This is a genomic window from Rhizobium sp. H4, assembly GCF_003013335.1.
GTDB lineage: Bacteria > Pseudomonadota > Alphaproteobacteria > Rhizobiales > Rhizobiaceae > Rhizobium > Rhizobium sophoriradicis.
In genome coordinates this window covers 37,737-56,175 of record NZ_PSOW01000025.1, presented here as the reverse complement: position 1 = coordinate 56,175, position 18,439 = coordinate 37,737, and the positions used below count along the sequence as shown (strand labels likewise).

Sequence of the window (18,439 nt, the reverse complement as noted above, 5' to 3'; positions counted from 1 at the left end):
GCGGCGCGAGACATAGTTGAGGGTTGCGGGCTGGTTCATCCGGCCCCGCCCTTTGAAAGGGCCTGTCATTGGCACAGTTGGTGCAGGAAAGGGATCTGGACGATGCGGAGGGCGTGAGCACCCGTCGCGTCCGAGGCCGCCGTTGGTCGCATCCCTTCACGCTGATTCGCCGCATCTTTGGCAATGCGGTGTTTTCGAGCCTGACGCGGCGCATCCTGTTCTTCAATCTGGTCGCGCTGGTGGTGCTCGTCGGCGGCATCCTCTATCTCAACCAGTTTCGCGAGGGCCTGATCGACGCCCGCGCCGAAAGCCTGTTGACGCAGGGCGAGATCATCGCCGGCGCGGTTTCGGCCTCCGCATCGGTCGATACGAATTCGATCACCATCGATCCGCAGAAGCTGCTCGAACTGCAAGCCGGCCAGAGCATTACGCCGGTGCCGAACGACGAGGACCTGGAGTTTCCGATCGATCCCGAGAAAGTCGCCCCGGTCCTGCGCCGGCTGATTTCTCCGACGCGCACACGCGCGCGCATCTTCGATGCCGATGCCAATCTGCTGCTCGATTCGCGTCACCTCTATTCGCGTGGCCAGGTGCTGCGTTTCGATCTGCCGCCGGTCGAGGAAGAAAAGCAGACCTGGGGCGATTGGTTCGCGACCCTGTTCAACAAGGCGCTGCAGCCCGGCAACCTGCCGCTCTATAAAGAAGCGCCGGGTGGCGACGGTTCGATCTATCCCGAAGTGATGAACGCCCTGACCGGCGTGCGCGGCGCAGTGGTGCGCACCACGGAGAAAGGCGAACTCATCGTTTCCGTCGCCGTGCCGATCCAGCGCTTCCGCGCCGTGCTCGGCGTGCTGCTCTTGTCGACGCAGGCTGGCGACATCGACAATATCGTTCATGCCGAACGGCTTGCCATCATGCGTGTCTTCGGCGTTGCAACGCTCGTCAACGTGCTGCTTTCGCTGGTGCTGTCGTCGACCATCGCCAATCCGCTGCGCCGCCTTTCGGCCGCCGCCATTCGCGTGCGCCGCGGCGCCAAGGCACGTGAGGAGATCCCCGACTTCTCCGCCCGCCAGGATGAAATCGGCAATCTTTCCATCGCTCTGCGCGAGATGACGACGGCGCTCTACGACCGCATCGATGCAATCGAGAGCTTTGCGGCCGATGTCAGCCACGAGCTCAAGAACCCGCTGACCTCACTGCGCAGCGCCGTTGAAACACTGCCGCTCGCCAAATCCGAGGATTCCAAGAAGCGGCTGCTTGATGTCATCCAGCACGATGTGCGCCGTCTCGACCGCCTGATCAGCGATATTTCCGATGCCTCGCGCCTCGACGCCGAACTCGCGCGCGTCGATGCCGCCTCCATCGACATGGAAGTGCTGCTGCGCGATCTGATCGAAGTGTCGCGCCAGATCAGAGGCAGCAAGAAGCAGGTGGAGATCGAATATGCGATCGAGCGCAAGCCGAACATCAAGACACGCTTCGTCGTCAACGGCCACGACTTGCGCATCGGCCAGATCATAACGAACCTGATCGAAAATGCCCGATCCTTCGTCCCTGAGAAGGGCGGCAAGATCACCGTGCGGCTGGTGCGCACACGGTCGCGCTGCGTCACCACTATCGAAGACAACGGTCCCGGCATCCAGGCGGAGAATATCGACCGCATCTTCGAGCGCTTCTATACTGATCGCCCGGAATCGGAAGGTTTTGGCCAGAATTCCGGCCTTGGCCTTTCGATCAGCCGGCAGATCGCCGAAGCCCATGGCGGTTCGCTGAGGGCGGAAAACATCACCGACGGCGAGAGCGGGCGCATACTCGGCGCGCGCTTCATCCTCGCCCTGCCCCTCGATGCCGCAGCATGAGCGAGGCTCCCAACATCCATGCGACGGCGATCGTCGTGGGCAGGACGGGGCTCCTGTTCAGCGGGCCCTCCGGCTGGGGCAAATCGATGCTGGCCTTTACCTGCATGACAGAGGCCCGCCGGCTCGGTTTGTTCACGGCACTGGTTGCCGACGATCAGGTGCTTCTGTCAGGAGAGGCAGGCTCGGTGATCGCCACCTGCCCGCCGTCGATCGCCGGGCTGATCGAACTGCGCGGCACCGGCATCGTCCGGCAGGATCATATTCCTCAGGCGGCCATGCATTATGCGGTGCTTCCGGGCAGCGCTTCCGGCGAAAACCGTGTACCCCCCGATGGCGAATTCGTCAGCCTTGCCGCCGGGTTTTCGCTTCCCGCATTGCGCTTGCTCACCGGTGTGCCGTCACCGCTTGCAGTCCTGATGGCGAAAGCGCCTGATATCGGCGATTGAGGGCTTCCGGATTGATCAATCTGCCTTATATGTTTGCATTTTTGTCTTGCACTTCGGCTTTTCATCGCCAAGATGTGCCCCCACCGGTGGACGTAATTGCTGCATTGCGATATCTCAGCCATCGTTTGCGTATAGGGGAGCAGTAATATCATGATCGGACTTGTGCTTGTCACTCATGGCAAGCTGGCTGAAGAGTTTCGTCATGCTGTCGAGCACGTCGTCGGTCCTCAGAAATTCATCGAGACGGTCTGTATTGGCCCCGAAGACGACATGGACCAGAGACGGCAGGACATTCTGCAAGCCGTTTCCGGTGCCGATGATGGCCATGGCGTCGTTATCCTCACCGACATGTTCGGCGGCACGCCGTCCAATCTCGCCATATCGGTCATGAGCAGCGGCCACACCGAAGTCATCGCCGGCGTCAACCTGCCGATGCTGATCAAGCTCGCCGGCGTGCGTGGCGAGAACAATATGGAGAAGGCGCTGGTCGAGGCTTCCGAAGCCGGGCGGAAATATATCAATGTCGCGAGCCGTGTGCTCAGCGGAAAATAACGGCGCTTCATGACATCGCTTTCCCGAGAACTCCTTATCATCAACAAGCGCGGACTTCACGCGCGCGCCTCCGCCAAATTCGTGCAGATGGTCGAGACCTTCGATGCCGCCATCACGGTCTCCAAGGATGGAATGACAGTCGGCGGCACCTCGATTATGGGCCTGATGATGCTTGCGGCGAGCCCAGGCTCCAGCGTCGTCGTCTCGGCGAGCGGCAGCCAGGCCGAGGAGGCGCTGGAGGCCTTGGACCAATTGATCCAGAACCGATTCGGCGAAGAGATGTGAGCTACGGCTGAACTCATATAAACATATAAAGACTTCTTTATATCCTTATTGCCTTCCCATCAGAAGCCTGCTAAACGGCAGACATGCCGTGCGCTGAAGCGTGTCGCATCGAACCTGGTTCATGCAATGCGCTTTGGCTCTGTTATGCATCTCGCGTTCCCGGAACTGCTGCACATATCCGGGCGACATGCATCGGCACGCGGCCTATCCGTCGCGCGGTCATCTTCGCGCCTGCGCCAATTTTTGAGACGTTTTTCAGCCTGGAGACCTCTATGAGCACTGAAAAAGATTATGTCGTCGCCGATTTCGGGCTTGCGGATTTCGGCCGCAAGGAAATTACGATCGCCGAAACCGAAATGCCGGGGTTGATGTCCTGCCGCGCCGAATTCGGCGACGCAAAGCCGCTGAAGGGCGCGCGTATCACCGGCTCATTGCACATGACCATCCAGACGGCCGTGCTGATCGAGACGCTGGTGGCCCTCGGCGCCGAAGTCCGCTGGGCCTCCTGCAACATCTTCTCGACGCAGGATCATGCCGCTGCGGCAATCGCCGCTGCCGGCGTTCCGGTTTTCGCCGTCAAGGGCGAGTCGCTCGAGGACTACTGGGTCTACACCGACAAGATCTTCCAGTGGGCCGATGGCGGCCTTTCCAACATGATCCTCGATGACGGCGGCGACGCCACCATGTACATCCTGCTCGGCGCCCGCGCCGAAGCCGGCGAGGACGTATTGTCCCATCCGCATTCCGAGGAAGAGGAAATCCTCTTCGCACAGATCAAGAAGCGCCTTGCCGCTTCGCCCGGCTGGTTCACCAAGCAGCGCGATGCGATCAAGGGCGTTACCGAAGAAACGACGACGGGCGTCAACCGCCTCTATCAGCTCAGCCAGAAGGGCCTGCTGCCGTTCCCGGCGATCAACGTCAACGACTCCGTCACCAAGTCGAAGTTCGACAACAAGTACGGCTGCAAGGAATCGCTGGTCGACGGCATCCGCCGCGGTACCGACGTGATGATGGCCGGCAAGGTCGCCGTCGTCTGCGGTTATGGCGATGTCGGCAAGGGTTCTGCCGCTTCGCTCTCCGGCGCCGGCGCCCGCGTCAAGGTGACCGAAGCCGATCCGATCTGCGCCCTGCAGGCGGCGATGGATGGTTACGAAGTGGTGCTGCTCGAGGACGTGGTTTCCTCGGCCGACATCTTCATCACCACGACCGGCAACAAGGACGTCATCCGCATCGACCATATGCGCGAGATGAAGGACATGGCGATCGTCGGCAATATCGGCCATTTCGACAACGAAATCGAAGTCGCCGCGCTGCGGAACCTCAAGTGGACCAACGTCAAGCCGCAGGTCGACCTGATCGAATTCCCGAGGGGCAACCGCATCATCCTGCTTTCCGAAGGCCGCCTGCTCAACCTCGGCAACGCCACCGGCCACCCCTCCTTCGTCATGTCGGCTTCCTTCACCAACCAGACGCTGGCGCAGATCGAGCTTTTTACCAAGCCCGGCCAGTACGAGAACAAGGTCTACATCCTGCCGAAGCACCTCGATGAAAAGGTCGCGCGCCTGCATCTCGACAAGCTCGGTGTGAAGCTGACCCAGCTTAGCGAAGAGCAGGCTGCCTATATCGGCGTCTCGCCGAAGGGCCCGTTCAAGTCCGACCACTACAGATATTGATCTCATCATCGATATCCACAAGATGTAGAAGCCGCGGCATTGACAAATGCCGCGGCTTATTTTTTGGCCGCTCCCTTCCCGCCGATTCCCTTCCGAAGTATTGTTTTAAGACTTGATTCGTGGCGCCGGACCCCGTCCGACCGCTTCGAAAATGGGATGTCTTGTCGTAATGCGGCACATTGAAGGACGGAGACATACCGCGGATGTCGGAACTGAAAAACAGCCTGCCCGGTCAGGCGGACGACGGCGCTCGCGCCCATCGCCGCCCGCCGACGCCAGGCCAAGACTATAAATCTGCAACGGCACACGAGGCCGCAAAGCAAGAGCATGGATCATTGGCGCGCTTCCTGAAAACCTGCGCGGCCGGCACGGCGCTTGCCGCGCTGGCGCGGCCGGTTCTCGCACAAAGCGAGCAGCAGGCGGCAGCCTCGGCTCACCTCTTCACCTCCTCGCAGGTTATCGGCGTCTCCGTTGTCATCGGCGTCATATCGGCGGCCCTGCTTTCGACGCTCTGGCTGGTGCGCCAGCGCGGCAATCTGGAAAACGAGAGCCGGGAAATCCGCTCGGCGCTCTCCGATGCCCAGCAACGCATTTCACAATATCAGGCGCTGATCGCCGACAAGAACCGACGGATCGTCATCTGGGACGGCAATGCCCGTCCGGAGCTGCTCGGCCAGCTCCCGCCCGAGACCGGCGCGCCGCAGGACGGCGAATTCCTGGCCTTCGGCCTCTGGCTGAAGTCACGTTCGGCCTCCGAGCTGGAAAAGGCGATCGACCGGCTGCGCGACGAAGCGCAGAGCTTCGACATGGTGGTCGAGACCATCCGCGATGAGATCCTCGAGGCGCAGGGCCGGGTTTCCGGGGGACGCGCCTTCGTCCGCTTCGTGGCGCTCAACAATCTGCGCGCCGAACTTGCCGAACTCCGGATCGAGCGCGACCGGCTGATGACTTCGATCTCGGCCTTTCAGACGATGCTCGACGCGATCGACATGCCGGCCTGGCAGCGCGACCCGGCGGGTCGCCTCACCTGGGTCAACCAGGCCTATGGCGAGGCGGTCGAGGCGCGCTCGCCGCAACAGGCGATCAATGAAGGCCGCGAGATGCTGACGACGGTGGCGCGCGAACGCATTCGCGCCACGACGACGCCGGAATCGCCGTTTCACGACACGATTTCAACCGTCGTGCATGGCAACCGTACATTCTTCGATGTGGTCGACGTCACGCTTCCCGGCGGCTCGGCCGGCATGGCGGTCGACGTGTCCGATATCGAGGCGGTGCGCGCCGAGCTGGACCGGACGCTGAAGAGCCATGCCGAGACGCTCGACCATCTCGCCACGCCTGTCGCCATCTTCGACGGCGAGCGCCGGCTGCAATTCTACAATCAGGCCTTCGTGGCGCTCTGGGAGCTCGATATCGCCTTTCTCGAAGGCCGGCCGGACAATAGCGAGCTGCTCGAGCGCCTGCGAGCTGCCAAGAAGCTGCCGGACCAGCTCAACTGGAAAAGCTGGAAGGAAGCGGCTCTTTCCGTCTATCGCGCGCTCGATACGCAATCGGACCTCTGGCACCTGCCGAACGGTCAGACGCTGCGCGTCTTCGCCACCGCCCATCCGCAGGGCGGCGCCACCTGGGTGTTCGAAAACCTGACCGAACAGGTCGATCTCGAAACGCGCTACAACACGCTCGTCAAGGTGCAGGGCGAAACGATCGATCATCTTTCCGAAGGTGTGGCGGTGTTCGGCCCGGATGGACGCATCCGCCTGTCGAACCCGGCCTTCCGGGCGCTCTGGGGGATCACCGAAGCCGAGGCCAAGCCCGGCACCCATATCCGTGCGCTCGGCGAAGCCTGCGCCCCCTCCTACGACCAGCCAGACGGCTGGAAGACATTCGCGGAACTGATCACCAGCTTTGACGACGAGCGCCGCTCGAGCCAGGGGACGCTCGAACTGTTCTCCGGCCTCGTGCTCGACTACGCCGTCATCCCGCTGCCGAACGCCCAGACCATGCTGACCTTCGTCAACATGACGGACAGCGTGCGGGCCGAGCGGGCTCTGACGGAAAAGAACGAGGCACTGCGCAAGGCCGACGAGTTGAAGAACGACTTCGTTCAGCATGTTTCCTATGAATTGCGCTCGCCGCTGACCAATATCATCGGTTTCACCGACCTGCTGCGCACGCAGGGTGTGGGGCCGCTGAACGAGCGGCAGGCCGAATATATCGACCATATTTCGACCTCGTCCTCGGTTCTGCTGACGCTCGTCAACGATATTCTCGATCTTGCCACCGTCGATGCCGGCATCATGCGCCTCAACTATGCGGAAATCGATCTCAACGACCTGCTTGACGACGTCTCGATGCAGATCGCCGATCGGCTGCAGGAAAGCGGCGTGGCGCTCGAAATCACCGCGCCTGCCTATCTCGGCTCGATCGTCGCCGATCCGCAGCGGCTGAAACAGATTCTGCTGAAGCTTCTCTCCAACGCGGCGAATTTCTCGCCGGAGGGCAGCTCGATTTCGCTGGAATGCCAGCGCGAAGGCACGGATTTCGTCTTCTCCGTCCGCGATCGCGGCCCCGGCATCTCGCCCGACATGATCGCGACCGTCTTCGACCGGTTCGCCACGGGCGCTAAAAGCGGCAAGCGCGGCGGTGCCGGCCTCGGCCTCTCGATCGTCGACAGTTTCGTCAGCCTGCATCACGGCGACGTGACGATCGACAGCGAGCCGGGCAAGGGCACGACGGTCGTCTGCCGTATCCCCTCGGTTGATATTCCCCATACCGCCGCTGCCGAATGACCACCACCGATACGATCTCGCTTTTCCTGAAGGACGAGGCGGCCACCATTCGCCTCGGCGAAGATCTGGCGCTCGCCTTGAAGGCCGGCGATTACCTTGCGCTTTCCGGTGATCTCGGCGCCGGTAAATCGTCGCTCGCTCGGGCGATTTTGCGTGCCATGGCCGATGACGATGGGCTAGAGGTCCCGAGCCCGACCTTCACGCTGGTGCAATCCTACGACCTGCGGATCCCGGTTTCGCACTTCGACCTCTATCGGCTCGGCGACGCCAGCGAATTGACCGAACTCGGCTTCGACGAGGCGCTGCAGAACGGCATCTGTCTCGTCGAATGGCCGGAGATGGCTGACAGCGAATTGCCGGCAGAGCGCATTGCCCTGACGCTGGTGCATGAGGGCAGCGGTCGCCGGGCAACGATCGAGGCCGCCGGCCAGCAGGCGCAGCGCATCCGCCGGGTCTTCGCGATTCGCGATTTCCTCGACGGGGCCGGCTATGCCGAGGCCAAACGACGCTTCCTCACCGGCGATGCGTCGCTGCGCGCCTATGAAGCGATCTATCCGGATGCTGCCCCGCGAAAAATCCTGATGGACTGGCGCCCGCATCCCGAGGGACCGCCGGTCTACGACGGCAAGCCCTATCCCAAGGTCGCGCATCTGGCACAGAACGCCTATCCCTTCGTTGCGATTGCCGATGCGTTGCGCGAACGGGGGTTTGCAGCTCCGGAGATCTACAAGGTTGATTATGAGCAGGGCATCCTGCTGATCGAAGATCTAGGCACCGAAGGCGTGCTCGATGACGCCGGCCGGCCGATCGCCGAGCGTTACCGGCAAAGCGTCGCCTGCCTTGCCCATCTTCATTCCATGCAGTTTCCGCAGGATATCCCTGTTTCCGCCGCGCACACGCATCACATTCCCGACTTCGATCGCACCGCAATGAAGATGGAAGTGCAGCTTGTGCTAGACTGGCACATCGGCTGGAAGCGCGGCTCCGCACCCTCGGACGCAGAGCGCAAGGACTATCTGGCGATCTGGGACGCGCTGATCGAAGAGCTCGCCGCGGCCGAAAAGAACCTGCTGCTGCGCGACTTCCACTCGCCGAATATCATCTGGCGCCCGCAGGAGGCCGGCATCAGACAGGTCGGTCTCATCGATTTCCAGGATGCCATGATCGGCCCCACCGCCTATGATCTTGCCTCGATCGTCCAGGACGCACGCGTCACGATCAAGCCCGAGCTGTTCCGGCAGCTGATGGACGATTATCTCGCTCTTCGCCATGCGCAGGGCGGCTTCGACGAAGCCGGATTCATGAAGGCCTGGGCGATCATGTCGGCGCAGCGCAACTGCAAACTTGCCGGTCTCTGGGTGCGGCTGCTGCAGCGGGACGGGAAGCCCGATTATCTCAGGCATATGCCGCGCACACTCGCCTATCTCAACGTCGCGCTCGAGCATGAGGAGCTTGCCCCCTTGCGCGATTGGTGCGCAAGGGCTGGAATAGGCCAGAGCGAATCATAAATTCCGGATCAAGATGACCATCAGACAAGCCATGGTACTGGCCGCGGGTCTCGGAACCCGCATGCGCCCGATCACCGACACGATCCCAAAGCCGCTGGTGAAGATCGACGGCAAGCCGATGATCGATTATGCGCTGGACGCGCTGGTGGCGGCCGGCGTCGAACGGGCCGTCGTCAACGTTCACCACCATGCCGACCAGATGCTCGCCCATCTCGGCAATTATCGCGGCCTCGAGATCATCATATCCGACGAGCGGGACGGGCTGATGAATTCCGGCGGCGGGCTGGCGAAGGGACTGAGGCTGCTGGATCGGGACGATATCTTCGTCATGAATGCGGATCTCTTCTGGATCGGCGAGCAGCCCGGGCGGCCGACGAACCTGCAGCGCTTAGCCGGATTCCTCGACGCCGATCAGATGGACATGGCGCTGCTTTGTGTCGGCATCGAAGATACCACCGGTCACAACGGCAAGAACGACTTCAACCTTGCGGCCGACGGCCGGCTGATACGTTACCGCGATGATCCGTCCAATCCCGTCGTCTATGCCGGCGCGATCGCCATGAACCCGTCGCTGTTCGACGATGCGCCGAAGGATGCTTTCAACCTCAATATCTATTTCGACAAGGCGATTGCACGCGACCGGCTTTTCGGTCTGGTGCTCGACGGGCACTGGCTGACTGTGGGAACGCCGGAGGCGATCGGCGAGGCGGAGGAAACGATCCGCAGGTTGCGGGCGTTCGCGTGAGCCATGACGGAGCGGCACCAGCCACGCATCCTGACGATCCCGGCCGGCCTTCCCTTCCTGAAAACCCTGGCGACGACACTGTGCGACGGCCGATTGACGCCGCTCTTCCGGCATAATGTCGACGACCCGCTGTCGCTCGCCGGAGTAACCATCTACCTGCCGACGCGGCGCGCCGTGCGTGTGCTGCGCTCGGCATTCGTCGATCTGCTCGGCGGCCGGTCGGCGATCCTGCCTGTCATCCGCCCGCTCGGTGAAACCGACGATGACAGCGGCTATTTCGACGAGGTGCTGCCGACGACGATCGACCTCGCCCAGCCGCTGTCGAATACTGCGCGGCTGCTGGAACTGGCGCGCCTGATCCTTGCCTGGCGCAACAAACTGCCGGAGATCGTCCGCCATATTCATTCGGACTCGCCGCTGGTCGCGCCGGCAAGCCCGGCGGATGCGATCTGGCTCGCCCGCAATCTCGCCGAGCTGATCGATTCCATCGAAACCGAGGATCTCGACTGGTCGGAACTGTCGAAGCTCGACACCGGCGATTATGCCGCCTGGTGGCAGCTGACCGCCGAGTTTCTGCAGATCGCCAGCGCCTTTTGGCCGGCGCGGCTTTCCGAACTCGGCAAATCTTCGCCGGCACGGCACAGAAACGCCATTCTCAGGGCCGAAGCGGCCCAGCTTTCGGCGACCAAGCCCGGCGGTCCGATCATCATCGCCGGGTCGACAGGTTCGGTTCCGGCGACTGCCGATCTGATCGCCGCCGTCGCCCATCTGTCCGAAGGCGTGATCGTGCTTCCGGGCCTCGATCTCGCCATGCCGGAAGGACATTGGCAGATGGTCGCGCCCGAACCGGCGCCGGGCCAGCATCCCAATCCGGCCAGCCGGAGCCATCCGCAATACGGACTGTCATCGCTGCTGAAGAGGCTAAGGCTGACCCGGGCCGATGTCAGCATCCTTGACAGACCGGAGGCCGATCTTGACCGGCGCGCCGAAATCCTGTCCCGGGCGCTTGCCCCGGCAGAGGCGACCAGCGATTGGGGAACATGGAAGAGCGAGCTCCCCGGGGGAGCGCTGACTTCGGCCTTCAACGACGTTTCGCTGATCGAAGCCGCCAACGAGCGCGAGGAAGCAACCGCGATTGCCGTCGCGCTCAGACTGGCGCTGGAACGGCCGGGGCAGGACGGCGAGAGCCGGGCAGCCCTGATCACGCCGGACCGCAACCTCGCCCGTCGGGTGATGGCGGAGCTTTCACGCTTCGGCATCCTCGCCGACGATTCGGCCGGCACGCCGCTTTCGGCCACGCCGCAGGGCAGCTTGCTGCAATTGCTGCTGGAGGCGGCGCTGCGCCCGGGTGATCCGGTGGCGATCGTCTCACTGCTCAAACATCCTCTGGCCCGCTTCGGCCTCGAACGCGACGCCCTGATTTCCGCCACCGAAACGCTCGAGCTTCTGGCGCTGCGCGGCGGCGTGACCGAGGTGGATATCAGCGCGCTCGAGGTGCTTCTGACCCATCAGCTTGCCGAACAGGCCCTGGATCGGCACGCACCGCAATGGCGAAAGGCGCTTCCCGCCGACGCCGCCAATCTCGCATCCGAGCTTGCCCGCCGGATTACCCAGGCGACCGAGCCTCTCGCCTCTGCGCTCTTCCGGCACCGGCCGGAGGATCGCGGCAAGACGGCGAGTTTCACGCTGTCCGAATGGGCCGCGCGTACCGGCCGTGCTCTCGAAGCGGTCGCGGCCGATCCGCAAGGCAATCTTGCCGATCTCTGGTCGAACGAGGCGGGGGACGCACTTGCCTCCCTTCTCGGCGAAGTGATCGACACGGACGGGCAGATGGAGGCCGACGGGCCGCAATGGATCGACATCATGGCGGCGCTCGCCGCCGGCCATGCGGTGAAACCACGGGCGCTCAGCCATCCCAGGCTGTTCATCTTCGGCACGCTGGAAGCCCGGCTGCAGAGCGTCGATACGCTGATCCTCGGCGGACTGAACGAAGGCTCATGGCCGGGGCAGAGCGCCAACAATCCCTTCATTCCGCGAATGATGAAGACGGAGATCGGGCTCGAACCGCCGGAGCGGCGCATCGGCCAGCTGGCGCATGATTTCGAGATGGCGAACGGCACCCGCCACCTGATCTATTCCAGGGCGCTGCGTCAGGGCTCGACGCCGACGGTCGCCTCGCGCTGGCTGCAGCGGCTGCTGGCGCTGGGCGGGGAGGCGCTCGAAGCGGAACTCAAGGGGCGCGGCAGCCGGTTCTTGCAATGGGCCGGTCTCATCGATCGGGGAGAGAGCCAGGCGCCGGCGCAACGGCCTTCACCGAAACCGCCGCTGGCGCTGCAGCCGAAATCCTACTCCTTCAGCGAGGTCGGACGGCTGCGCCGCGATCCCTATGCCATCTATGCCCGCCGCATCCTGCGGCTGGATCCGGTCGACGCGTTCAATCGCGACCCCGGCGCAGCTGAACGCGGTACGCTCTATCACACGATCATCGACCGGTTCATCCGCGCGGCGCATGTGGCCGGCACGCCGGAGGCGGCAGCAGCGATGGAGCTTATCCTGACCGAGCTTTTCGACATGGAAAAGCTGCCGCCGCATATCGATGCCGTATGGCGGCCGCGTTTTCGGGAAGTGGCTCGCGCCTTCCTCGAATGGGAGGCCGGACGACGGCCAGCCATCCGCCGGACGCTGACGGAAGTGCGCGGCGGCGTGGAGCTGGAGGCGATCAATATCCGGCTCAATGGCGTCGCGGACCGGATCGACATTACCGGGCCGAACGCCGCCGACATCATCGACTACAAGACCGGCTACAACCCTTCGCCGGCGCAGGCACGCGCGCTTCTCGATCCGCAGCTCGCGCTGGAAGCCGCGGCCTTGCGCGCCGGCGCCTTTCGCGATGCCGGCAGCCTCACGCCGCAGGATCTGCTTTATGTCCGCCTGCGTCCCGGAAACCGATTCCAGGTCGATATGGTCAACAATGAAAACGCCGCCCGCAGCGACAAGGCGAAATCGGCAATCGACCTTGCCGAGGAATCGGTCGACCAGCTGATCAAGTTCGTCAGCCTGCTGCAATCCGGCGAAAAAGGCTTTACCTCGCGGCTCATCCCGGCGCAGCAATTTGATTTCGGCGGCGACTACGATCATCTCGCCCGCGTCTCCGAATGGTCGACGGCCGAGAATGAGGAAGGCGGCGGCGATGAGTGAGCGGAGCGACCTTCCTGATAACGACGATCCGGGGGCCTGGATCGGCTGGACCACGGTCCAACAGGCGATCGCCTCCGATCCGGTGCGCTCGGCATGGGTTTCGGCCAATGCCGGTTCCGGCAAGACGCATGTCCTGACCCAGCGCGTCATCCGGCTTCTGCTCGCCGGCGCGCGGCCTTCGGCCATTCTCTGCCTCACCTATACCAAGGCCGCGGCTTCGGAAATGTCGAACCGGGTCTTCGAACGGCTGGCCGACTGGGTCGTGCTTGACGATGACGATCTCAGCCGGCGGATCATTGAGATCGAAGGTACGGCGCCCGATCGGATAAAACTGGCCGAGGCCCGGCGGCTGTTTGCCAAGGCGCTGGAGACACCGGGCGGCTTGAAGATCCAGACGATCCACGCCTTTTGCGAGGCGCTGCTGCATCAGTTCCCACTGGAGGCCAATGTCGCTGGGCATTTTTCGGTTCTCGACGACCGCGCCGCCGCGGCGCTGCTTTCCGATGCGCGCCGGGCGCTGCTGACGGCGACTGCGCCGGAAGAAGGCGGCGCCCTTGCAGAGGCTTTCGCCTACGTTCTCAATCTCGGCGACGAATCCGGCCTGGAGAACCTGCTCGGCGACATTGTCGCCAACCGCAACGCCATCCGCCGCTTTACCGCGGCCGCCGAACAGCAGGGCGGCGTGGACATGGTTCTGCGCAAAAGGTTGGGGCTCGCCGCCGATGACACCGAGAGAGGGATCGCGGCGCAATACTGGCCGCTGCCGGAACTTTCATGCGGTACGCTGGAACTTTATCTGTCGCTGGCCGATCAAAAGGGCGGCGCCAAAGCGCAGGAGGTTGCCTATGGCCTGAGGCTCGCCGGCCGGGAGCCGGATGACGCCAGACGCGCTGCGATGCTTGAGAAAATTTTCCTGACGGCGAAGGGCGAGCAGAAAACGGACGCGCAGTTCCTGGTCAAGGCCATGCTTGCTGAAGCGCCGCAATTGGCGGAGGCCATCATCACCGCCCGCGCGCATGTCGCGGCAAGCCGCGACCGGCTGAAACTGATGCGGATGCACGGCGCCACGCAAGCCGCGCTCGTGCTCGCCGATCGGCTGAATCACGATTACGAGGAACTGAAGAAACAGCGCAGCCAACTCGATTTCGAGGACCTGATCACCCGCACCGCCGACCTGCTGACAAAGAGCGGCGTCGGTCCCTGGATCCATTACAAGCTCGACCGGGGTATCGATCATATCCTCGTCGACGAGGCGCAGGATACCAGCCCGATCCAATGGAGCGTCATCCAGTCGCTCGCCGAGGATTTCTTTTCCGGCGAGAGCGCCCGGCCGATCGTGCGCACGCTGTTTGCCGTCGGCGACGAGAAACAGTCGATCTATTCATTTCAGGGGGCGCGGCCCGAGCGTTTTTCGGAAGAGAGCGACCGGACGCGGCGGCGCGTCTCGGACAGCGGGCAGAGCTTTTCTTCCGTGCGGCTGCCGCTCTCCTTCCGCTCGACTGCCGACGTGCTCGAGGCCGTCGACGAGATTTTCAGGACATCCGACAATGCGCGAGGCCTCAGCGCTGTCGGCGAGCCGGTCGTGCATCGTTCCAGCCGCATCGGACATCCCGGCGCCGTCGACCTCTGGGAAATGGTCGCGCCGGAAGCGGTGGTGAAGGAAGAGGATTGGACGGCGCCCTTCGATGCGACGCCGGAAAGCGCGCCGGCCGCAATTCTCGCGCGGCGCATCGCCCATTCGATCGGCGCGCTCGTCGGCCGTGAAACGATCGTCGACAAAGGCAAGGAGCGGCTGATCGAGGCCGGTGATATTCTTGTGCTGGTGCGCAAGCGCGACGCATTCGTCAATGCGTTGACACGCGCCTTGAAACGTCGCGGCGACATTCCCGTCGCCGGCGCCGACAGGCTCACCCTGACCAGCCATATCGCCGTGCAGGATCTGCTCGCACTCGGCCGTTTCCTGCTTCTGCCGGAAGATGACCTGTCGCTCGCCGCCGTGCTCAAGAGCCCGCTTTTCGATCTCTCTGAGGAGGACATCTTTGCGGCCGCGGCACTGCGGGGCGACGATGAGAGCGTCTGGAGCCATCTCAAGAAATTCGCCGCCGACGGCAACGAGCGTTTCCGCGCGGCGGTCGAAAAGCTGGAACTGTTCCTCCGACAATCGAAAACCCTATCGGTGCATGATTTCTATGCGCGCCTGCTGGGCAGCCACGGCGGACGGCGGCAGTTTCTTGCCCGCCTCGGCACTGAAGTCAGCGATATCCTCGACGAATTCCTGACCTTCACCCTCGACCATGAGAGCTCCGGCCTTCCCGGGCTGCAATCCTTCGTCTCGACGCTCGAGCTCGAAGCGCCCGAGGTCAAGCGAGAGCAGGACAAGGGACGCAACGAGGTCAGGATCATGACCGTGCATGCCTCAAAGGGTCTTGAGGCACCCATCGTTTTCCTGGTCGACGGTGGCTCCAAAGCCTTCACGCATACGCATCTGCCGAAGCTTCGCCTGATCGAAACCGACCCGGATGAGCCGCCGATGCCCGCCTGGGTTCCCGTCGCCGACCTCGCCAATTCGCTGACGCAGAACGATGCCGCGCGAATCCAGATACTGGCCGAAGAGGAGTATCGCCGGCTGCTCTATGTCGCCATGACGCGGGCCGCCGACCGGCTGGTCGTCTGCGGCTACCGTGGCGTGCGCGCGAACAACGACACCTGGCATATGATGATTTCCACCGCGCTCAGCGAAGGTCATCCGCATGTGGAGGCAGCCAGCTTCTCCGACCCCGACGGGGAATGGCAGGGCATCAGATGGCGCGTGCCGCGGGTGGAGCGGAGCTTCGAGCGTATCATCCGCAGTGAGGCGCGCGACGACGAAATTAGGCTGCCGGAAGGCCTGTTGCGGCCATTGCCGCCACAGGCGGAACTGCCTCGGCCCCTCAGCCCTTCCGGCGCCGGGACGATCATCGACGAAGACGAAGGCGGCCTGGTTGTCGCTTCTCCGCTCTTTTCAGAGAAGCAACGCAGCGATCGCTCGCTGGAGAAAGGCAGGCTGCTGCATCGCATGCTGCAGGCGCTTCCCGATATTCCGCCGGAGGAGCGGCCCGGTGCGGCCCAGCGTTACGGCGAACGGGCGGCCCGTTTCTGGCCCGAGGCCGAACGGCGCAAGCTGGTCGATTCGGTTCTGAAACTATTGGACGAGAAGGACTTGCAGCCCGTCCTCGGCGAGCAGGCCCGGCCCGAGGTCTCGATCATGGGGACATTGACCCTCGACGGCAGGCGCTATGCCGTCTCCGGTCGCATCGATAGGCTGGCGGTGCTTACCGATCGCGTCGTCATTCTCGATTACAAAACCAATCGCGTGCCGCCGGCGTCCGAAGACGCCATCCCCTTTGCACACCGGGCGCAGCTGGCGATCTATCGCGAGATCCTGGCACCGCTCTATCCCGGCAAGCGCATCGACTGCATGCTCGTCTATACCGAGAACGCCTCCCTCTACACGCTGAGCGAAAGGGCGCTCGGTTTGGCGCTTGCAGGACTGAAGACAAAGTGAAATACCGGACATTGAAAATTTGGCACCGCAGCATCACATGTGGTTCAACATCCAATTCCGTCAAAGGAGCAGCCTATGGCTACCGTGAAAGTCGATATCAATAACTTCCAGTCGGAAGTTCTGGAATCTGCAGAACCCGTCGTCGTCGATTTCTGGGCTGAATGGTGCGGCCCGTGCAAGATGATTGCGCCGAGCCTCGAAGAAATCTCCGTCGAAATGGAAGGCAAGGTCAAGGTTGCCAAGCTCAATATCGACGAGAACCCGGAACTCGCCGCACAGTTCGGCGTGCGCTCCATTCCGACGCTTGCAATCTTCAAGGGCGGCGAAGTCGCCGATATCTCGGTCGGCGCCAAGCCTAAGACCGCTCTGTCGAACTGGATTTCGAACGCTGCCTGATCGATTGATGTCACATTACGAAAAAGCCCGGCTTTGACCGGGCTTTTTCATTTTGGGCTCTTCATTCGCCCCTCACTTGGGAGGCGTGCCGTTGTCGGAAAGCACGTCGCCGACGAGGTAGAGGGAACCGCCGACGAGGATGCGCGGCGGCAGCGCTTGCGGATCGCTAACGGCTTTTATGGCTTCGAGCGCTTCGCCGACCGTCGACATCGGTTCGGCAACCAAACCGGCATCATAGGCAGCATGCGAGAGTATCACCGGATCGATCATCGCTTCGCTGCCGCGGATCGGCACGCAGAAAACCTTTTCGACCAGCCCGGCGAAGGCTTTGAAATAGCCGACCGGGTCCTTGGTGTTGATCATGCCGATGATCAGGAACAGCGGCCGGGACTGGCGCTCTTCGAAATTGGCCATGGCTTCGGCGATCACTTCGCCGGCACCGGGATTGTGCCCGCCATCAACCCAGATCTCGGCGCCGGCGGTCGCATGCTGCAACAGCCGGCCATCGCTCAGGCGCTGCAGCCGGCCCGGCCATTCCACGCAATTCATCGCCTTTTCCATCATCGTCTCGGTGATGGTGAAACCTGCCGCCTTGACGGCGCGGATGGCGGCGGCGGCATTGGCATATTGATGGCGGCCGGGAAGGCGCGGCAGCGGCAGGTCGGCAAGCCCGTATTCGTCCTGATAGACCAGCCGGCCATATTCCTCATGCGCCATGAAATCCTGGCCGAACACCGCGCTCGGGCAATGCAGCCGCTCGGCCGTCGACATCAGCACGTCGAGTGCCGCGTCATATTCCTGGTGGCCGATAACGACGGGCAATCCCGGCTTCATGATGCCGGCTTTTTCAGCGGCGATCAGCTCGACCCTGTCGCCGAGATAGGGCTGGTGATCGAGCGAGATCGGCATGATCACCGAGACGGCCGGATCGGAAATGACGTTGGTGGCATCGAAGCGTCCGCCGAGACCGACTTCGATGATCGCCGCGTCGGCCGGATGTTCGGAAAACAGAATGAAGGTGACCGCCGTCAGGATTTCGAAGACGGTAATATGCTGTCCGGCATTGGCTTCTGCCACGCGGCGGAGAGCATCGGCGAAGACGGCATCGTCCACGAGCTGGCCGCGTCCGCCCGCCACACCGATGCGATAGCGCTCGTGCCAATTGACGAGATGCGGCGATGTGTGGACATGGGCGCTGTAGCCGCCTGCCTCAAGCAAAGCGCGGCAGAAGGCGGTGACCGACCCCTTGCCGTTGGTGCCGGCGACGTGGATCACGGGCGGCAGTTTCCTGTGCGGATTGCCGAGTTGATCGAGAAGACGAGTGATGCGATCGAGCGACAGATCGAAGCCCTTGGGATGCAATCCCATGAGTTTTTCGATCTCTTGCGCTGCCTCACTCACCGCGGTTTGGCCTCTGGGTATCAATTCGGCACCCCGCCTGCTT

12 protein-coding genes are annotated in these 18,439 nt (G+C 62.9%); 11 read left to right on the top strand and 1 reads right to left on the bottom strand.

What is annotated here, in order from left to right; genetic code table 11:
• Positions 1-68 precede the first annotated feature (68 nt).
• From C4N04_RS28865 to trxA, 11 genes are all read left to right on the top strand, one after another.
• Positions 69-1,859, top strand: a complete 1,791-nt coding sequence (locus C4N04_RS28865) for a sensor histidine kinase (protein ID WP_038685906.1) — start codon at positions 69-71, stop codon at positions 1,857-1,859.
• Entirely contained in the window at positions 1,856-2,305 is a 450-nt protein-coding gene (locus C4N04_RS28860; RefSeq protein WP_077992789.1) for a serine/threonine protein kinase, read from the top strand. Before C4N04_RS28865 ends, C4N04_RS28860 begins: the two co-directional genes overlap by 4 nt.
• 150 nt (positions 2,306-2,455) lie before the next feature.
• A complete protein-coding gene (locus C4N04_RS28855; protein WP_004672623.1) occupies positions 2,456-2,857 on the top strand; it encodes a PTS sugar transporter subunit IIA in 402 nt (133 codons plus the stop codon).
• Positions 2,858-2,866: 9 nt separating this feature from the next.
• Positions 2,867-3,142, top strand: coding sequence for an HPr family phosphocarrier protein (locus tag C4N04_RS28850; RefSeq protein WP_003544133.1), 276 nt, complete (start codon positions 2,867-2,869; stop codon positions 3,140-3,142).
• A 272-nt stretch (positions 3,143-3,414) separates the two neighbouring features.
• Complete coding sequence (ahcY, locus tag C4N04_RS28845) at positions 3,415-4,815, top strand: adenosylhomocysteinase (protein ID WP_077992786.1); 1,401 nt, start codon at positions 3,415-3,417, stop codon at positions 4,813-4,815.
• A 203-nt stretch (positions 4,816-5,018) separates the two neighbouring features.
• The gene (locus C4N04_RS28840) at positions 5,019-7,604 is read left to right on the top strand and encodes a PAS domain-containing sensor histidine kinase (protein WP_077992785.1); all 2,586 of its coding nucleotides are present in this window, start codon (positions 5,019-5,021) and stop codon (positions 7,602-7,604) included.
• Positions 7,601-9,112, top strand: a complete 1,512-nt coding sequence (gene tsaE / locus C4N04_RS28835; RefSeq protein WP_077992784.1) for a tRNA (adenosine(37)-N6)-threonylcarbamoyltransferase complex ATPase subunit type 1 TsaE — start codon at positions 7,601-7,603, stop codon at positions 9,110-9,112. Before C4N04_RS28840 ends, tsaE begins: the two co-directional genes overlap by 4 nt.
• Before the next feature lie 13 nt (positions 9,113-9,125).
• Positions 9,126-9,857 carry a nucleotidyltransferase family protein gene (locus C4N04_RS28830; protein ID WP_077992781.1) on the top strand — a complete coding sequence of 244 codons (732 nt, stop codon included), beginning with the start codon at positions 9,126-9,128 and terminating at the stop codon, positions 9,855-9,857.
• A gap of 3 nt (positions 9,858-9,860) precedes the next feature.
• A complete protein-coding gene (gene addB, locus C4N04_RS28825; protein WP_106797617.1) occupies positions 9,861-13,055 on the top strand; it encodes a double-strand break repair protein AddB in 3,195 nt (1,064 codons plus the stop codon).
• Positions 13,048-16,599 carry a double-strand break repair helicase AddA gene (gene addA / locus C4N04_RS28820; protein ID WP_106797616.1) on the top strand — a complete coding sequence of 1,184 codons (3,552 nt, stop codon included), beginning with the start codon at positions 13,048-13,050 and terminating at the stop codon, positions 16,597-16,599. Before addB ends, addA begins: the two co-directional genes overlap by 8 nt.
• 75 nt (positions 16,600-16,674) lie before the next feature.
• Positions 16,675-16,995: a thioredoxin gene (gene trxA, locus C4N04_RS28815; RefSeq protein ID WP_004672616.1), complete on the top strand. Its 321-nt coding sequence runs from the start codon at positions 16,675-16,677 to the stop codon at positions 16,993-16,995.
• A gap of 72 nt (positions 16,996-17,067) precedes the next feature.
• On the opposite strand, the gene C4N04_RS28810 is transcribed toward trxA, so the two are convergent.
• Positions 17,068-18,420, bottom strand: a complete 1,353-nt coding sequence (locus tag C4N04_RS28810; protein ID WP_199852511.1) for a folylpolyglutamate synthase/dihydrofolate synthase family protein — start codon at positions 18,418-18,420, stop codon at positions 17,068-17,070.
• Between the last annotated feature and the right edge of the window lie 19 nt (positions 18,421-18,439).

Excerpts from the sequence above, each read along its gene's own strand:
- addB (WP_106797617.1), top strand. The coding sequence starts at position 9,861 with ATGACGGAGCGGCACCAGCCACGCATCCTGACGATCCCGGCCGGCCTT.
- C4N04_RS28830 (WP_077992781.1), top strand. The coding sequence starts at position 9,126 with ATGACCATCAGACAAGCCATGGTACTGGCCGCGGGTCTCGGAACCCGC.
- C4N04_RS28850 (WP_003544133.1), top strand. The coding sequence starts at position 2,867 with ATGACATCGCTTTCCCGAGAACTCCTTATCATCAACAAGCGCGGACTT.
- C4N04_RS28840 (WP_077992785.1), top strand. The coding sequence starts at position 5,019 with ATGTCGGAACTGAAAAACAGCCTGCCCGGTCAGGCGGACGACGGCGCT.
- C4N04_RS28855 (WP_004672623.1), top strand. The coding sequence starts at position 2,456 with ATGATCGGACTTGTGCTTGTCACTCATGGCAAGCTGGCTGAAGAGTTT.
- ahcY (WP_077992786.1), top strand. The coding sequence starts at position 3,415 with ATGAGCACTGAAAAAGATTATGTCGTCGCCGATTTCGGGCTTGCGGAT.
- tsaE (WP_077992784.1), top strand. The coding sequence starts at position 7,601 with ATGACCACCACCGATACGATCTCGCTTTTCCTGAAGGACGAGGCGGCC.
- addA (WP_106797616.1), top strand. The coding sequence starts at position 13,048 with ATGAGTGAGCGGAGCGACCTTCCTGATAACGACGATCCGGGGGCCTGG.
- C4N04_RS28860 (WP_077992789.1), top strand. The coding sequence starts at position 1,856 with ATGAGCGAGGCTCCCAACATCCATGCGACGGCGATCGTCGTGGGCAGG.
- trxA (WP_004672616.1), top strand. The coding sequence starts at position 16,675 with ATGGCTACCGTGAAAGTCGATATCAATAACTTCCAGTCGGAAGTTCTG.